20 protein-coding genes are annotated in these 16724 nt (G+C 32.5%); 5 read left to right on the top strand and 15 right to left on the bottom strand.

Annotated features, from left to right (window positions below; genetic code table 11):
* Positions 1–8: 8 nt before the first annotated feature.
* Both gldC and gldB read right to left on the bottom strand, forming a co-directional pair.
* Positions 9–344 carry a gliding motility protein GldC gene (gldC, locus tag AC23L6_RS02025; RefSeq protein ID WP_487560630.1) on the bottom strand — a complete coding sequence of 112 codons (336 nt, stop codon included), beginning with the start codon at positions 342–344 and terminating at the stop codon, positions 9–11.
* Complete coding sequence (gldB, locus tag AC23L6_RS02020) at positions 344–1303, bottom strand: gliding motility lipoprotein GldB (protein ID WP_487560629.1); 960 nt, start codon at positions 1301–1303, stop codon at positions 344–346. The genes gldC and gldB overlap by 1 nt, the downstream gene beginning before the upstream one ends.
* A gap of 175 nt (positions 1304–1478) precedes the next feature.
* Here gldB and nadE point away from each other — a divergent pair, with 175 nt between their 5' ends.
* Together nadE and AC23L6_RS02010 are read left to right on the top strand one after the other, a co-directional pair.
* On the top strand, positions 1479–2279 hold the full coding sequence (gene nadE, locus AC23L6_RS02015) for an NAD(+) synthase (protein ID WP_487560628.1): 801 nt from the start codon (positions 1479–1481) through the stop codon (positions 2277–2279).
* 117 nt (positions 2280–2396) lie between these two features.
* Positions 2397–3026, top strand: a complete 630-nt coding sequence (locus tag AC23L6_RS02010) for a LuxR C-terminal-related transcriptional regulator (protein WP_487560627.1) — start codon at positions 2397–2399, stop codon at positions 3024–3026.
* Here the strand turns inward: AC23L6_RS02010 and dnaG are convergent.
* From dnaG to AC23L6_RS01985, 5 genes are all read right to left on the bottom strand, one after another.
* The gene (gene dnaG, locus AC23L6_RS02005) at positions 3023–4999 is read right to left on the bottom strand and encodes a DNA primase (protein ID WP_487560626.1); all 1977 of its coding nucleotides are present in this window, start codon (positions 4997–4999) and stop codon (positions 3023–3025) included. The two genes, AC23L6_RS02010 and dnaG, sit on opposite strands and share 4 nt — an antisense overlap.
* Positions 5000–5107: 108 nt before the next feature.
* On the bottom strand, positions 5108–6163 hold the full coding sequence (locus AC23L6_RS02000) for a porin family protein (RefSeq protein ID WP_487560625.1): 1056 nt from the start codon (positions 6161–6163) through the stop codon (positions 5108–5110).
* Positions 6164–6192: 29 nt separating this feature from the next.
* Positions 6193–6921 (bottom strand): hypothetical protein, encoded by a 729-nt coding sequence (locus tag AC23L6_RS01995; protein ID WP_487560624.1) that lies wholly within the window; start codon positions 6919–6921, stop codon positions 6193–6195.
* Positions 6908–7468, bottom strand: a complete 561-nt coding sequence (locus tag AC23L6_RS01990; RefSeq protein WP_487560623.1) for an RNA polymerase sigma factor — start codon at positions 7466–7468, stop codon at positions 6908–6910. The genes AC23L6_RS01995 and AC23L6_RS01990 overlap by 14 nt, the downstream gene beginning before the upstream one ends.
* Positions 7469–7607: 139 nt before the next feature.
* On the bottom strand, positions 7608–8585 hold the full coding sequence (locus AC23L6_RS01985; protein ID WP_487560622.1) for a polyprenyl synthetase family protein: 978 nt from the start codon (positions 8583–8585) through the stop codon (positions 7608–7610).
* A gap of 221 nt (positions 8586–8806) precedes the next feature.
* Here AC23L6_RS01985 and AC23L6_RS01980 point away from each other — a divergent pair, with 221 nt between their 5' ends.
* Positions 8807–9676 (top strand): hypothetical protein, encoded by an 870-nt coding sequence (locus AC23L6_RS01980; protein WP_487560620.1) that lies wholly within the window; start codon positions 8807–8809, stop codon positions 9674–9676.
* A 55-nt stretch (positions 9677–9731) separates the two neighbouring features.
* Here the strand turns inward: AC23L6_RS01980 and rlmN are convergent, their stop codons facing one another.
* A complete protein-coding gene (gene rlmN, locus AC23L6_RS01975; RefSeq protein ID WP_487560619.1) occupies positions 9732–10775 on the bottom strand; it encodes a dual-specificity RNA methyltransferase RlmN in 1044 nt (347 codons plus the stop codon).
* Between the two features lie 108 nt (positions 10776–10883).
* Here rlmN and AC23L6_RS01970 point away from each other — a divergent pair, with 108 nt between their 5' ends.
* Entirely contained in the window at positions 10884–11525 is a 642-nt protein-coding gene (locus tag AC23L6_RS01970) for an O-methyltransferase (RefSeq protein ID WP_487560618.1), read from the top strand.
* On the opposite strand, the gene AC23L6_RS01965 is transcribed toward AC23L6_RS01970, so the two are convergent.
* Genes AC23L6_RS01965 through AC23L6_RS01945 form a run of 5 tightly spaced genes read right to left on the bottom strand, consistent with a single transcriptional unit; the run spans position 11522 to position 14741 of the window.
* Positions 11522–12076: a phosphatase PAP2 family protein gene (locus AC23L6_RS01965; protein ID WP_487560617.1), complete on the bottom strand. Its 555-nt coding sequence runs from the start codon at positions 12074–12076 to the stop codon at positions 11522–11524. The genes AC23L6_RS01970 and AC23L6_RS01965 overlap by 4 nt on opposite strands.
* Positions 12077–12388, bottom strand: coding sequence for a Sec-independent protein translocase subunit TatA/TatB (locus AC23L6_RS01960; RefSeq protein ID WP_487560616.1), 312 nt, complete (start codon positions 12386–12388; stop codon positions 12077–12079).
* 48 nt (positions 12389–12436) lie between these two features.
* Entirely contained in the window at positions 12437–13201 is a 765-nt protein-coding gene (locus AC23L6_RS01955; protein ID WP_487560615.1) for a hypothetical protein, read from the bottom strand.
* Between the two features lie 51 nt (positions 13202–13252).
* On the bottom strand, positions 13253–13996 hold the full coding sequence (bamP, locus tag AC23L6_RS01950; protein ID WP_487560614.1) for a BamP family beta-barrel-assembly machinery protein: 744 nt from the start codon (positions 13994–13996) through the stop codon (positions 13253–13255).
* Positions 13980–14741, bottom strand: coding sequence for a peptidase associated/transthyretin-like domain-containing protein (locus AC23L6_RS01945; protein WP_487560613.1), 762 nt, complete (start codon positions 14739–14741; stop codon positions 13980–13982). Before AC23L6_RS01945 ends, bamP begins: the two co-directional genes overlap by 17 nt.
* A 146-nt stretch (positions 14742–14887) precedes the next feature.
* Here AC23L6_RS01945 and pepE point away from each other — a divergent pair, with 146 nt between their 5' ends.
* Positions 14888–15601 carry a dipeptidase PepE gene (gene pepE, locus AC23L6_RS01940; RefSeq protein ID WP_487560612.1) on the top strand — a complete coding sequence of 238 codons (714 nt, stop codon included), beginning with the start codon at positions 14888–14890 and terminating at the stop codon, positions 15599–15601.
* Positions 15602–15650: 49 nt separating this feature from the next.
* Here the strand turns inward: pepE and AC23L6_RS01935 are convergent, their stop codons facing one another.
* Complete coding sequence (locus AC23L6_RS01935) at positions 15651–15947, bottom strand: isoamylase early set domain-containing protein (protein ID WP_487560611.1); 297 nt, start codon at positions 15945–15947, stop codon at positions 15651–15653.
* A 317-nt stretch (positions 15948–16264) separates the two neighbouring features.
* The gene (locus tag AC23L6_RS01930; protein WP_487560610.1) at positions 16265–16654 is read right to left on the bottom strand and encodes a DUF423 domain-containing protein; all 390 of its coding nucleotides are present in this window, start codon (positions 16652–16654) and stop codon (positions 16265–16267) included.
* Positions 16655–16724: the final 70 nt, after the last annotated feature.

Genomic DNA, 16724 nt, shown 5'->3' with positions numbered 1-16724 from the left:
TCAATTTTTTATTTATTCAACTCCAATTTCTCTGCAAAATAATCACAAAAATCCTTCATCGTATCCGACATTTTTTCATCGCCTGTAGCGCGTCTAAAAGTATCCGACATAGCTACTAGAGTTTGATGAAAAAACAACTTCATTTCATCTACTGGCATTTCTTTAGTCCATAAATCAATACGCAAAGTTTCCTGCGCTTTGGCATCCCAAATGGAGAGCATCATCGCTTTGGCTTCTTCAGCATCAACGCCACCATCTTGAGCCGTCCATGATAATTTTTCAGGTACTCTATTTTCGTCTAATTCAACTAGAAATTTTATTTCTGATGTGATCGTTTTTGCCATTATTTTTTGGGTTTGTATTTTGATTTTTCAAATAGTTCTTTTGCATCCATTTTTAATAGTTGGTCTAATGACACTTCATTATTTTCCATAAAGGAGCGAACAATTTGCCATCCAATCCAGGAACCTACTCTGCCTGGTGATTCGTTGTCGATTTCAAGATAAAACTTAGAGAAAGGTGCTGGATTTATAAATCGAGAAAGTAACTTTTGGTCGGTATCGTACAAGAGTTTCTTTTCTATAAAATAACGCCAAATGTAGCCTTCGTTTTCTTGACACCAAGTAATTTGTTCTGGTTTATATCCCATTTTATCCGCATCAGAATATTCGGGTAATAATAAATCCTTTATATACAATTCTTTACCCGCGTAAACCATTTGTGATAAAAACTCATGGTTTGATGGTAGATTAATTTTACCTCTTGAAAAACTAGTCACAATATCAGGTAGTATTTGACTTTGCTCGAAGTTTTGTTTCAAATATTCTGGAAATTCGTAAAATCGATGATCTTTTCCAAGATATAATTCTAGTGAAATAACCAGCATATCATTGGCATAAATCACTTTATTTTGATAATCCATTTCTGAAATTATGGTAAAAACCTTAGGTATCTTGGTTTTGGGAAAATAATATTTGATATGCTTAAATAGTAATTCAATCTGATTGGTTTCAGTTTCAAAATTAGAATATTTCTTTTCTACTTCAGCATAAAGCTCTCGCCATTGTGGATGTTGCATTTTTTCAATCCAAACGGCATCGTCATTACCTACCGGGAAGAAAATAGGATATTGTTGCTTTAATTTAGGCAAATCGTTAGGAGTAGATTCAAAAAATGCTTTATCAAATCGGTTTACAACAATTTTTACAGGAATTTCATCAACTGCTCTTTCTATTTTACTTTTTTTATCACAGGAAACCAGAATAAAAGTAAAAAGCAATGGTAAAAAAAAGTATTTTCTCATGTTGTTTGCGTAAATTTTACTGGACAAAGGCGTAAATTCATTTTAATGTAAATTTTAACCCTGTATTTTATGGGTATAGTAAAAATAAAAAGATTAAAATAGTTCACTAAGAATACCTCTAAATAATTATTATTTTTGCAAATATACATTGCGGTTTATTAAATTTTTACAAAAGATGTCTAAAAAAAGTACAATTCAAGTTGAAAAAGTTAATCTTCATATTGTAAACTGGTTAAAACAGTATGCAGAAAACGCAAAAGTGAATGGTTTTGTTGTGGGCATTTCAGGAGGAATTGACTCAGCGGTAACTTCTTCACTATGTGCACAAACAGGTCTAAAAGTGTTGTGTGTTGAAATGCCTATACATCAAGCTCAAAGTCATGTGAGTAGAGCTCGCGAACATATAGAGCAACTGAAAACTCGTTTCCCAAATGTAAGCAGTGTAGAAATTGACCTAACTCCTGTTTTTGAAACGTTTAAAAAAGCAGTTCCCGAGCACGAAGATGTAGCCAAAGTCAATTTATCACTTGCCAATTCTCGAGCCCGTTTACGAATGACGAGCTTATACTATTTGGCTGGTATTAATGGATTATTGGTCGCTGGAACAGGAAATAAAGTAGAAGATTTTGGCGTTGGATTCTATACCAAATATGGTGACGGAGGAGTTGATTTGAGTCCAATAGCAGATTTAATGAAATCGGATGTTTATGCACTAGGAGCTTACTTAAAAGTACCTGATTCCATTTTAAATGCAACCCCTACAGATGGTTTATTTGGCGATGATCGATCGGATGAAGATCAACTTGGTGCGAGTTATGATGAATTAGAATGGGCAATGCTTGAAGATGAAGCAGGAAAAACAGCAGATGATTTTTCAGGGCGAGAAAAGGAAGCTTTTGAAATTTATAAAAGGCTTAACAAATGTAACCAACACAAAATGAACCCAATACCAATTTGTATAGTTAATCGGAATTAAACGTTTTTTATCTAAAAAAATTTGATTTAAACATTTTTTTTATTAAATTTATAATCCCATTCTGATAAAAATTTTATTAAATTTTGGGGTTTTAGTAATTTTTTTAAATACAAAATCATGATTAAAGTTTGTTTAGCCGATAATTATCCCGTTGTACATTTTGGCGTAAAGTCTTATTTTAGAGATCATGCGAGCATTAGTATTGTTGCGAATGTTGGTAATTTTTCTATGGTGAAAGATGTTCTTTATACAAAGGAAATAGATGTTTTACTCATTGATTTAGATTTAGATGGACTTTCAAGTCTTTATGAATTAAAAGCCATCATTAAAAATTATACTAAGACTAAAATTATCGTTTTTAGTAGTTACTCTGAACAAATATATGCTCCAAATGCAATAAAAGCGGGTGTTGCTGGTTATGTTCACAAAACTTCAAAATTGGAAACTCTGGGTATTGCAATAACTAAGGTACATCAAGGACAAATCATTTTAAATGATGCCATTAAGAAAAACTTAGCTTTAATTGCAAAACAAAACAAAAGCGAGAGATTATACAGAAAATTATCTAATAGAGAGATTGAGGTTTTGCGCTACTTGAGTAGCGGCAAAAAAAACAATGAAATCTCGGCTATTCTAGGCTTGAACGAGAAAACGATAAGTACGTATAAATTGCGCTTACTGACTAAATTAAATGTTACTAATTTAGTAGACCTAGTAAACAAAGCAAAAACATTAGAAATCGTTTAATTATAACGAGACATTACTCTACCCAACTTTTTAGAAAAAGAATTGATTAGTTTATAGTAATCCATTGCCATAGACAATGACTCTGTATTATCAGCGTCTTGTTCTGAAGAGATTGAACCTTTCAGTTCTTCGATTATACCATCCACTAAAAACCAACGCATCGTTAAAATTGTTTCTGAAACATATTGAGCAATGGTTTGGTCTTTCTGCTTTACAATAATTTGTTGCCCTTCCCAATTGTGTAGAGCTTGTTGCTCTTCTAACATCAAAATATCTGTAACTTCTTTTGAAAATTCCGGTTCTAAATGCATCAAATACTGATCCATTTGAAACTCTTCGTTTTGATGGTAATAATTAATTAGGTGATTGTATATTCCTCTAAACAATGGATTGGCTAACTCTACCTCATCCTCTTGCAAACTCAAATAAATACGCTGATACACTTTGTATTCCCTTTTTTCGACAACATTTTCAACCAACCCTTCTTCATTAGACTTCAATAATATGTCTTCAAATTCTTCTACTCTGTTTCCATAAAGTAACAGAATTTCTATAATTTTTCTTTCTAATTCATAGAGCACATCCACTTTTTCTGGAGAAACGACGACGTCATTTTTTACTACTTCAAAAGCTTTTTGTTCTTGTTTCAGCTTTTTGCCTGCTTCAGACAAATCTTTCTGAACCAATTGAGCGAGTGTATTCAGTAATACCTGCTCAGAAATATCCATAATTCTGGAACATTCCTGAACGTAAATTTCTCGCTTGATTCGATCAGGAATTTTAGAAATACTCAACACCATATCGCGAATTAAATCGGCCTTTTTTATCGGGTCATTTTTGGCTTCATTCATCAAAAGCGATGCTTTGAACTGAATGAAATCCTTTGCATTGTTTTCTAAATACAAAACCAAATCTTCATAAGGTGTTTTCTTAGCAAAACTATCTGGATCTTCACCTTCTGGAAAAGTACATACTTTTACGTTCATACCCTCCTCTAAAATCAAATCGATTCCTCGAATAGATGCACGAAGTCCTGCAGCATCACCATCATAAAGCACCGTTATGTTTTTAGTCAATCGGTTAATTAATCTGATTTGGTCAGGAGTCAAAGCCGTCCCAGAAGAGGCAACTACATTCTCGATTCCTGCTTGGTTGAACTGTATTACATCGGTATACCCTTCAACCAAATAGCAATTATCTTGTTTGGCAATAGCTTGTTTGGCTTGAAAAATTCCATACAAAACTTTGCTCTTGTAATAGATTTCACTTTCAGGAGAATTGAGGTATTTTGCAGCTTTTTTATCATTAGTAAGTATTCGCCCTCCAAAACCAAGAATTCGCCCCGACATACTTTGAATTGGAAACATCACTCTGCCTCTAAAACGGTCTATTAGTTTTTCCTCTTTGGCAATAGTCAAACCAGTTGCTTCTAAAAACTCTAACTTATATCCTTTGCCAAGAGCTTCTTTAGAAAAGGCATCCCATACTTCTGGTGAATATCCCAAAGAGAATTTTTTTACAGTTTCGTTGGTAAAACCTCTTTCTTTGAAATAGGAATAGCCAATCGCTTTTCCTTCTTCAGAATTTAGCAATGTATCATGAAAGTAATTCTTGGCAAACTCAGAAACAAGATACATACTTTCCTTAACATCTGTATTTGCTTTTTCCTCGGCTGTTTGCTCGGTTTCCTCAATTTCTATATTGTATTTCTTAGCCAAATAGCGAATGGCCTCTGGATAGGTAAAATGTTCATGCTCCATCAAAAAAGCAACAGCATTACCTCCTTTTCCAGAACTAAAATCTTTCCAGATTTGTTTTACTGGAGAAACCATAAATGAAGGAGAGCGCTCGTCAGAAAAAGGACTCAACCCTTTATAATTACTTCCTGCGCGCTTCAATTGTACAAAATCACCAATCACCTCCTCTACACGAGCAGTCTCAAAAACGGTATCTATGGTAGCTTTTGAAATCAATTTTTGAAAATTCTTAAAGGCTCAAAGTTACAAAGTTTTTGGATAGCAAAAACCCTCCTAGAGTTTAAACTCCAGAAGGGTTTTTAAAAAAACTAACCTAAACAAATTTTAATTCCAATCCCAACGAATCCCAAGGGAAATATTATTCTGATCTACAACATTATCTTTAAACAACGGATTGATATCGTATTTTAAATATATACTGGCATCTTTGTATCCAATGTATGTACTCACTCCATAGATAAAATCGTTTACGTTAAAACTTCCTTTGGTTCTTTCTTTTACGTCATTGCCATCAACTTCATAATCTAAAATTTGTTTCGATTTTAAATTTGCTCCGAAATAACCTCCCAATCCTATGCGTACACTTTGATGTGTTTTAAAAATTGTTTTATCATTTTTAACTTGTTTTCCAGAAAAATCAAATTCTAAATGCATCGGAACCACTAAGTAAACATTTCGAAAACGAGAATCATCTAATTTTATCGGGCTCGTTACCAATTGTGTTTCTTTTCCTGATTCCTGAAAGTATCGATCGTCTGTTGGACGTAAATTATTATACATTAAAGACAATCCGTATCGACCGTGTAAAAGATTATTATTCTTGAAAAGTCGTGTACTTGATGCAAATCCAAATTCATAGAAATGTGAACCCCAATATCTAAAGTCAGAATTGGCTACAGCATTATCAGTAACTACATTATTCACACCCAATGCAAAGACAATTTGTGAAGTAGTTCTCGATTCTGGTTTTGGTGCCTTATTTTTTTTATTATCAAAACGAATTGTAAAAGTTCTTGATGAATCTTTTTCTTGAATTTTTCCCTCGACCTTTTGTTTTACCAATTCTTTCAACTCGTCTTGAGCTAATCCTACTCTAGATTCAATATTCTGTGAGCGAACTTCTGCAAACTTTAATTTTTTCTCATCAGCTTGAGCTTGGGTAATTGTTCCTGCCTCTAGTTCTTTGTTAACAGACTCTATTTCTGCTTTTAGAGCCGCTTTCTCCTCCTTGGTAATATTTTCTATTTTGTCGGCTATAATTTTGGCTCTAGTTTCAAAGGTTTGCGATGCCATTCCGTCATTTTGGCTCGGGTCTTGTGCAATAATCTTGCTTGCAATAAGGCATAGGAAAAGCGTTAAGTAAATGGTAAAATTTCTCATGATAAGTGATTTTAAATGATTAATGATTGTTATTCTTTGTTTCTGTTAACCAAGGCTACCTTGATTTCTTGGTAATTCTTATTGATTTTTGTGAAGACTTTTTCTCTAAATGTGTACTCAACTTCTCCGTCGACCTGAGAAAGTAAGTTTCTAGCATCTACTTTAATCCCCACTTTTTTATTAGCAGATTGTTTTACTGTATTATCCAAATTTACCAATAAATTATCATCTGATTTTAAGATGGATTCTTTGTTTACCAAACTTTTATTCGATTCTAAAACTTTTGGCATGTCCCTTTGAGCTACTTCTGTTTCATTCTTGAATTCAATAACTTTTTCTTTGTTGATTTGATTTGAATTTGTATTCGTTTTTTGATTGATGATTGATTTTTTTGTTCCAACTTGTGACTTGTTGTTCAACGGCTGTTCATTTGAAGAAGCTAGAGCTTCATTACTTTCAATATTAGGAATTGGATTGGTTCCTTCGAATTTTTTTACAGTATCCTTTTTAGTTTCTGAATTCACAATTGCTTCTTGGTTATGTACTGCTTCGCCTCCTTGATTGAATAAAAACATACCAACTGTTGCGAAAACCAAAATACTTGCAGCAATATACAACCACCCAAAAGAACGCTTTGTTTTTTTTTCTTCTGCTACAGAAAGCATGGCATCTAGTCTATCCCACGCTCTATCAGAAGGTTGTAATTCTCTCGAATTCAACATCTGTTTAAATTGTTCTTCTATTTTATTCGGTTCCATTTTGATAATTTTTTAATTTGATTATATTGTCCTGCAACATTTTTCGAGCATGAGACAATTGTGATTTGGAAGTGCCTTCGCTAATTCCTAACATTTCAGCTATTTCTTGATGTTTATAACCTTCTATGGCGTATAAATTGAAAACCATTTTGTAGCCATCGGGTAAACTATCTATCAAAAATTGAATGTCGTCGATATTAAAATTACTCTCTATTCCATTAAATCCAGTCTCAACAAAATTTTCATCTTCCAAAAAACTCACTTTTTTTTGTGCTCTGATATACGAAATGCATTCATTGACCATAATTCGTCTAATCCAACCTTCAAAACTGCCTTTGTGCTCAAAATTTTTCAAGTTGGTAAATACTTTCATAAAAGCTGTAATCATCAAATCTTCTGCATGATGGATGTCTTTACTATATTGACGACATACACTTAACATTTTGGGAGCAAACTTTGTATAAATCAACTGCTGTGCATGACGATTGTTTTCGACTGCTAACTTTATGATTTCTTGTTCCTCTTGATGTAAGTTAATTACTTTCAAAATCTTTTATAAAGTGTTTCTATAAGCATAGACGAGAACTATGGTAAAAAGGTTGCATGCTGAATTAAAAAAATTAAAAATTAAATGATTTAAAGATTACAACATCAATATAATCAATGCTTTATAAGTTAAATTATTTTTATTTTTTTCTTTCAATTACATAATTCACCATCAAAGTTAAGGCCTCTTTGAATTGAGAATCAGGATAACTATTTAAAAGTTGAAGTGCTTCTTGCTGAAATTCGACCATTTTCTGTTCGGCGTAATGCAATCCATTATTATTTTTTACAAAAGCAATAACTTCAGCGACTCTCTTTTTGTCCTTATTGTGGTTTTTTATGGAGTTTATAAGCCATGATTTTTCTTTAGAAGTGCAATGATTCAGGACATAAATTAAAGGTAAAGTCATTTTTTGCTCTTTAATATCGATTCCAGTTGGCTTTCCAATGGCATCGTCCGTATAATCAAATAAATCATCTTTGATTTGAAATGCCATTCCAATTAACTCCCCAAATTTTCGCATATTTTCCACTTCTTGCTCATCGTCAATGACCGATTTTGCTCCAAGTGCACAGCAAGCGGCTATTAATGTTGCTGTCTTTTTTCGGATAATGTCATAATACACCTCTTCGACAATGTCCAGTCGTCTGGCTTTTTCTATTTGCAATAATTCACCTTCACTCATTTCGCGAACAGCTACTGAAATTATTCGCAACAAGTCAAAATCGCCATTATCAATTGAAAGCAGAAGTCCTTTTGACAGCAAATAATCGCCTACTAAAACTGCTATCTTATTTTTCCAAAGCGCATTAATTGAAAAAAAACCACGTCGTTGATTACTATCATCAACCACGTCATCATGAACCAAAGTTGCTGTATGAATAAGCTCAATAACTGATGCTCCTCGATAGGTTCGGTCATTTACATTCCCTTTAGCCACCATTTTTGCGGTTAAAAAAACAAACATTGGTCGCATCTGCTTGCCTTTTCTATTTACAATATAATAGGTAATTCGGTTAAGTAACGCTACTTTTGAAGTCATCGACTCGTAGAACTTTTTTTCAAAAAGCTCCATCTCAGTCTGTATGGGTTGTTTTATTTGAGAAGTGATATTCATTACTTTTCCAAAGATACTTATTAATACATTATACTTGCAAAAGTTAAATTACTTGATTTTTTATTTAGTACAAATTAAACCTTTTTTATATTTGAATGTCCTAATAGAAACTTAAAAATTATAATTATGAAATCGCAATTATCAAGCAGTTTGTGTAAACAAACACCAACTAATTAAAAGCGATACCATATATGACCGATAACAAATTAAATTTTACATATATGAAAACAAAAATTTTAATATGGAGTATGATTTCTTGTTTCTTAATCGTTGGTTGTAATAAAGAAGAGGAAGTAAATTCAGATATAACAACAGCAGAAATTGCAGCTAACGCAAAATTAGATATTGCTAACAATGATGTTTCTGATATTGTAGAAGATTTAGAAGCACAAACCTATTCTAACTCTGTATCGGGAAGAAAATCAGAAAGTTCAAGTTCTTCACTTTCAACCTGTGCCACAATTACTCGAAATCCAGCTTTTGGAACTGCAATAACTCCTGGAACAGTAGTCACAAAAACGATTGATTTTGGTACTGTGGGATGTACGTTAAATAGTGGAAATGTTGTAAAGGGAAAAATCACAGCTTCGTTTACCTTTCAGCCAGAAGCGACATCGCATACGATTAACTATTCTTTTGATAATTTTTATCATAACGGGATTAAGATCGATGGAGATAGATCATTTACACGAGTGCTATCGACAGGTTCTAATCCTCATCCAATAGTAACAATGAATATGGATTTGACAGCCACTTTTCCAAATGGTGATGTTTATACTAGAGTTGGACAAAGAGTAAGAGAAATTATTGAAGGATATTCAACTGCAAGTTGGACTGATAATGTATATCAAGTTACAGGAAGCTGGACTACAACGGGACCAAATGGAACAAGTCAAACTAGTACTATAACTTCTCCATTGATTATAAAAATGAGTTGTGCTGAACCCAAAAAACCACTTATTGTTCAGGGAATAATTACAATTACACGAAAAAATACCACTGCTAGTCTGGATTATGGAAATGGTGATTGCGATAATCTAGCTGTATTTACTAAAAATGGGATTTCATTTAACATAGTAATTGGAAACTAAATCATCTTGACTTAATTATACATCTAAAAAACGCTTTCAAATTGAGAGCGTTTTTTTATGCTTCTTTATTAGCGAGTTGCCCACAAGCTGCATCGATATCTTTACCCCTACTTCTTCGAACTTTAACAACAATGCCATTGGCTTCTAGTGCTTTGATATATGCATTGATGGATTGTTCCGAAGCTTGTTGAAATTCACCATCATCTATTGGATTGTATTCTATTAAATTAACCTTGCAAGGCACATATTTACAGAATTTTACCAATGCTTCTATAGATTCTTTAGTATCATTGATATTTTTCCAGACGACATATTCGTAAGTAATTTTACTTTTCGTTTTATGATACCAATATTCCAACGATTCTCGTAATTCCGCTAAAGGAAAATTAGTACTAAAAGGCATAATTTTCGAACGAATTTCATCAATTGCTGAGTGCAATGAAACAGCTAGTTTGAATTTTACTTCGTCATCTGCTAGTTTCTTTATCATTTTAGGAATCCCCGAAGTTGATACCGTAATTCGTTTTGGAGACATACCTAGTCCTTCATTAGAAGTAATCATTTCAATGGCTTTGATGACGTTATTATAATTCATCAAAGGTTCACCCATTCCCATAAAAACTATATTTGATAAGGGATGACCATAATACAAGCGGCTTTCCTTATCAATCGCAATAACTTGGTCGTAAATTTCAGCTGGCTCTAGATTTCGCATTCGCTTTAATCGAGCAGTTGCACAAAAATTGCAATCTAAACTGCATCCCACTTGACTAGAAACACAGGCTGTTGTTCGAGTGTTTGTAGGAATCAAAACGCTCTCAACCACTAAACCGTCATGCAAACGAACAGCATTTTTTACAGTCCCATCTTCGCTACGTTGCATCGTATCTACTTTAATATGGTTGATGACAAAGTTTTTTTCGAGCATCGTTCTCGTTTCTTTAGAAATATTGGTCATATCATCAAAATGATGTGCTCCTTTGCTCCAAAGCCATTCATACACTTGATTGCCACGAAAAGCTTTGTCGTTATTGGCGACAAAAAAATCTCTTAGCTGGTCTTTTGATAATGCCCGTATGTCTTTTTTTTCGATTTGCATGTTGCAAATTTAATGACTATTTATTGATTTATTTCATCAATTCGTACAAATGCTCGTGAGATGATTTGATAAATTGGTACCTTTGAACCAAATTGAAAAGAGTAAAAAATGCACTTCATTTCTCAAGAATTAGAAGATTATATCGAACAGCACTCTCAGGACGAACCTGCACTGCTGGCAGCACTAAATAAAGAAACCTATCAAAAAATTTTGTTGCCCAGAATGTTGAGCGGTCATTTTCAAGGACGGGTGTTGAGCATGTTGTCTAAATTAATTTGTCCAAAAAACATTCTTGAAATTGGGACTTATACCGGTTATTCGGCTTTGTGTTTATGTGAAGGAATGCAAGAAAATGGCATACTCCATACAATCGACATCAAAGAGGAATTGGTTGATTTTCAGCGAAAATATTTTGACAAATCACCTTGGGGAAATCAAATTGTGCAGCATTTGGGTGAAGCAGTCACTATTATTCCAAATTTGGACATTCAATTTGATTTGGTTTTTATCGATGCTGATAAAGAAAACTATCTCAACTATTTTGAAATGATTATCCCTAAAATGAATAAAGGAGGAATCATTTTATCGGATAATGTGTTGTGGAGCGGCAAGGTTGTTGAGCCTTTGCAACCCAATGATATCAGCACAAAAATATTAGTAGAATACAATGAATTATTAAAAAATGATTCTCGTGTAGAAACCGTTTTGTTACCTATCCGAGATGGATTGACCGTTTCGAGAGTACTTTAATTTTTGATGATGTATTTTTGATATATCTTATAAAAGACAGATCCAAAAGTAGCTCCAAAAGCATATCCAGTCAAGATATCCGTTGGAAAATGAAGTCCAAGATAAATCCTGCTGTATGCAAAAATCAAAGGGAATAAAAACAACAAAAAGCCATATTTATAGTACTTATTTAAAATTAAATACGCAAAAACAGTTGTTGCCATAGAATTTGTTGCATGCCCCGAGAAGAAACTTTTAGTGGCGCTAGATTTTACTATGCGAATAACATCTTTAATTTCTGGGTCATTACATGGTCGTAATCTTTGGAAGGTGTCTTTAAAGAAATTGGCCGTTTGATCACATATTAGAATCAAAACAGCCGTGAAAAGAATGTAATACAAGAAGTTTTTCCAACCTAATTTCTTTTGTAAAAGATAAAAAATTAGTAAAAAAAATGGAGTCCAATAGATTTGCTTGGTAATGATGAGCCACAATCCATCAAAAGTTTCAGAGCCAAAACTATTTAGAAAAACAAAGAGTTTTTTGTCTAAATCTACTATTTTCTCTAACATTTAGAATTGTCTTTTGATTGGTCCGGTAACTTCTTCTATGTCTTCTTTAATCTTTTCAATTGTGGAAGAACCATTTCCTATAAAGTTTTCTTTAGCTTTTGTGATTTCTGAGGAAATCTCAGAATAAGACGAATCTTCAACAACACCATCCACGCCTTTTTGAATTTCACTTTTAATGTCATTAGTGGCATTTTTCAACTGCGCCATTAATTTACCTAATGTTCTGGCAATTTCTGGAATTTTATCCGATCCAAAAAGCATCAAAACTACAAGTAGAATAAAAATTATTTCTCCTCCTCCTATACCAAACATAGTTGTTGTATTTTATGTTGCAGCAAAAGTACAAAACTTCGGCTATACTTATTTCTGTTCCTGATGAATTATTTCATTATAATCCGATGCTAATTTCTGTACTAAAAATAAAGTCAGGGTTTTGTTTTTCGCCTTTAAAGCAGTAACAAAATCAAGGTCTTCTATTAAATAATATTGAAATCCTTTTATATATTCTTTTGGAATTTTTAAAACTTCGGTATAATACTCTTCCTTGTAATACTCTTCCAATTTCAGTAATAATTTTTCATTTTTTTCTATGACAACTTCTTTTTTAAGTTTCTTGGTTCTTCCGTTTATGGCATTAAGAATTGGGTCTACAGCCAATGCTCCTCCTAAAATCCACAATAAATCAATTGGTTTAAAATCTCCTGCTGTTTTTAATTTTCTTTCTGCTGGAGAATATTTTTTTGCTTCTTTTGGTAAAATCCCCAGCGAAACTGGATTAATAGCGCTGTTTTCATTTACAATTACTTCTTTTAGAGTATTGTTTTTGAGAACCATTTTTATGACAATCTCTTCCGATTGTAACTCTTTTTCGAGTAGTGTTTTACGAATTGTTTCCAAGTTCATGGCTGATAGAACCAAGAGGTCTCCGAGTTTAACCAACATACTGAACACTCCTTTGTTATCTGAAATTGTTGTTTTTTCACTTCTCAGATTTAGAATATTTACGTTTTCTATTGGTATGGAATCTAGAACAACCCTGAATACAACTCGTTTCTCTCCATCTGATTGGGCAGAAATACATTGGGTGATAAAAAACAGAATGAAAAACAAAACTTTATTATTCATTTTTCAAACTGTTTTATTTCAGTACTTCGCGAACGAAATACTATAAAGACATTAGTTACCAAAATTGGTAATCTTTTTAAATTCAATATTCTTATTGATTAAAAAATCCATCATCTCGAATTCCGATTTGGATTTTAATACTTTTTGGGTATCATCGTCATTTTCACAAAAAACAAGGAAAAGTTTTATCTCATCGTCTCTCAATTTCAAAGTATTGTTAAAAAATGAATACGGAATTTTTCTCATTGCAACTTCAGTAAAATCGGTTCTGATTATCTCTTTTGCGTCTTTTGAAGTATCTTTTTTAATGATTTTTAAAATATCTTTATACATTCTAACAAAATCCATTGGGTTTGCAATTGCACCTGTTTGCTTCATTGTTATGTTCTGAGGCGACGATTTTTCATCATCAAAATACTTTTGGTCTACAATTTCTTGAGAACCTTGAATGGCTTTGATATTTTCGTTTTTAGACACTATAACTTCTGACAATTGATATGCAAAGGCTTCGAGTTTGACTTTTAAAGAATTTTTAATGTCTGAATATACTATCTTTTTGGATTTGAATTGCAAACCCGAAAACACTAGAGTATCATTATTCTTTACATCAATTTTGAAGTAGCCCTGCGAACTTGTGACAGTTCCAGTTTTTGAATTAACGTTAAAAACAACTACATTTTCAACATTGACAGAGTCATTTACCACCTGACCCCGAACCGTTTTTCTTGTACCAATTTGTGCGAAACAAATTTGACTTAGAAAAAATAAAACGAGTATACTAATTTTGCTTTTCATCACTACTTATTTTATTGTATTTCAAAGCTAATTCACCTATCAAAAAAGTAATCATTGATTTGTTTTTTGATCTTAAAGCACTAACAAAGCTAGTGTTTTCTACGATATAAAATTGAAATCCTTTGATATATTCTCGAGGAATTTTTAAATTTGTGAGGAAGTATTCTTCATCAAAAAGATCTGTAATTTGCTGCATCAAAATTTCTTTTCTTTCTACTTCTAATTCTTTTCTTAACATTGCTGCTCTTCCTGAAAACATGTTCAATAAGGGATCTATAGAAAGCGAAGTATTTAAACCAATACGTGCATCATAGCCAGTCGCAGCCTTTAACCTTCGTTCAGCAGGCGTATAACTTCTTTGTCCCTTTGGAATAATTCCTAGAGCAACAGCATTGATGTTTTTATATTGAAAAACCATTACTTCTTTTAGCTGGTTCATCATTGGTTTCATCTTAACAATGAGTAATTCTTTAGAGAAATCATTTGAGGTTAATTCTATTTTCAACCCTTTGAATTGTGTAGAAGAAAACATCAAAGTATCACAAACGGCTGCCTGTATAAAAAAATACCCGTTTTCATCGGTTACTGTAGCTTTTTCTGTTTTTAAATTAACAATATAAATTCCTGCCGTATTATTTGCTGGAGCAACTACCTTTCCTTTGAGTGTTTCGATGACTTGTTTCTGCCCTAAAACACCATTGGGGATAAAGATAAAAAGTATAAAAACAAGTAAAACTCTAAACATAGTTGCCCTATTTGCTTTGTAAAAGTATTTTAATACACTCCAAATAAATTGCTAACAGGCTACTAATATTATGTTAATTTAGTAATGAGCACCTTCGTTACATTCAATATTTCTATATTTATACTCTAACTATTTTGGAAGACAAAATGAAAAATCTTATTCTAGCAAGCACATCAACACTACATGGAAGCCGTTATCTTGAGTATTTATTGCCTGAAATAGTCGTTCATTTTAAAGCTTGTAGAACGGTTTTATTTATACCTTATGCAAGACCAGGAGGCATTTCGCATGAAGAGTACACTCAATTTGTTCGTTTAGCCTTTGCAAAAATTAATATTGAAATAAAAGGAATTCATGAATTTAAAAATCCTAAAGAAGCACTTGAAAAAGCAGAAGGGATTTTTACTGGCGGTGGTAATACTTTTTTATTAGTAACTCAATTGTATGAAAACAAAATAATGAGTGTCTTGGAAAATACTTTAAAAAAAGGAACTCCTTATTTAGGCACAAGTGCAGGAAGCAATATATGTGGGCTTACTATGGAAACTACAAATGATATGCCTATTGTATATCCGCCAAGTTTTAAAACTTTGGGATTGGTGCCTTTTAATTTAAATCCACACTATTTGGATTCCGATTTACAGTCCAAACACATGGGAGAAACTCGAGAAACGCGCATTTTAGAATTCCATCATCTCAATTCGCAACCCGTTTTAGGATTGCGCGAAGGGAGTTGGCTTGAAGTAAAAGAAGACCAAATATTTCTTAAAGGACCATTTTCTGCTCGCCTTTTTAGAAAAAAACAATCTCCAACAGAAATTGAAACCGACAGTGAGTTGAGTTTTATACACCTATCCTAAACAAAAAAATCGCTCAATGAGCGATTCCTTGTACTGTAAAATGTATTGATTACAATTCTAATACTCCGTTTTCAGCGTTAGCAAATTCATTCCAAATGTAATAATCAGCTTCTGGATCGTTAATGTAAACACCATCAACAATGTATTTGAATTCATACATTCCGTCTTTATTTAATTCAAAAACGCCTTTAAAAGTTCCGTTTTTCAATTTACTCAATTCACCTTCACTTTGATTCCAATTGTTGAAATCTCCAACTACTGATGCAGAAGTTGCATCTTTAGCGTCAATTGTAAAAGTTACTTTGCAAACTGGTTTCGATTTTATAAATTGTTTCTTAATAGACATAACTGTTTCATTTTTAGAATTATGGGACAAAGAAAACAAATTCATTTGAACAAACCATAACTCAAGTTAAGATTTAGGATTATGACAAAAAGTATCAGAAAAAATAGTTGTATTCTTAATTTTTAATCTCTAATTTTTGTATATGCATAACATGCAAACGTTTTTCTATTGCATATTCTTTATTTTGTTTTTTGAATATTTTTAAAAGAATTCTTATAATTCTTTCATTTAACGCATCAATTTCTTCAAAATAGCTGCTAATTTTCAAAAAAACAGAATCTCAATGCCTAAAAAACCTGTTTTTTAATTCCTGTAATTCAAGGTTTTACTCTCTTGTACGCCTCTACAAAAAGCCACAACCATGAACAAATAAGCAATAAGCCACCTATTGGAGTAACAAATCCGATAACTCTAAAATCAAAACTAGTCAAATCATTTGTTGCTAAAAGATAGATAGAACCCGAGAAAAAAACAATTCCCACAACTACAAGATATGAAATTCTTTTTTTTACTGTATCTGATAGTATTGACGTCGTTGCGATGAATAACAAAAATAAGGCGTGATACATTTGGTATTTTACCCCAGTTTCAAAAGTATTTAACTGTTCAAGATTCAAAACTTTTTTTAAAGCATGTGCCCCAAAAGCCCCTAAAATTATCGCGATCATACCAATTACAGATGCTACTGAGAGTACTTTTCTTTCCATTTCTTTTTACCGTTTTAATAAAGAGTAAAAATATTGGTTATTCTACTAAACTAAAAGATTTTTATGAATT

The sequence above is a fragment of the Flavobacterium sp. R1_16 genome (assembly GCF_057652095.1).
Note: the sequence above shows the minus strand (reverse complement) of the source record. Positions and strands in the feature narration are given on the sequence as shown.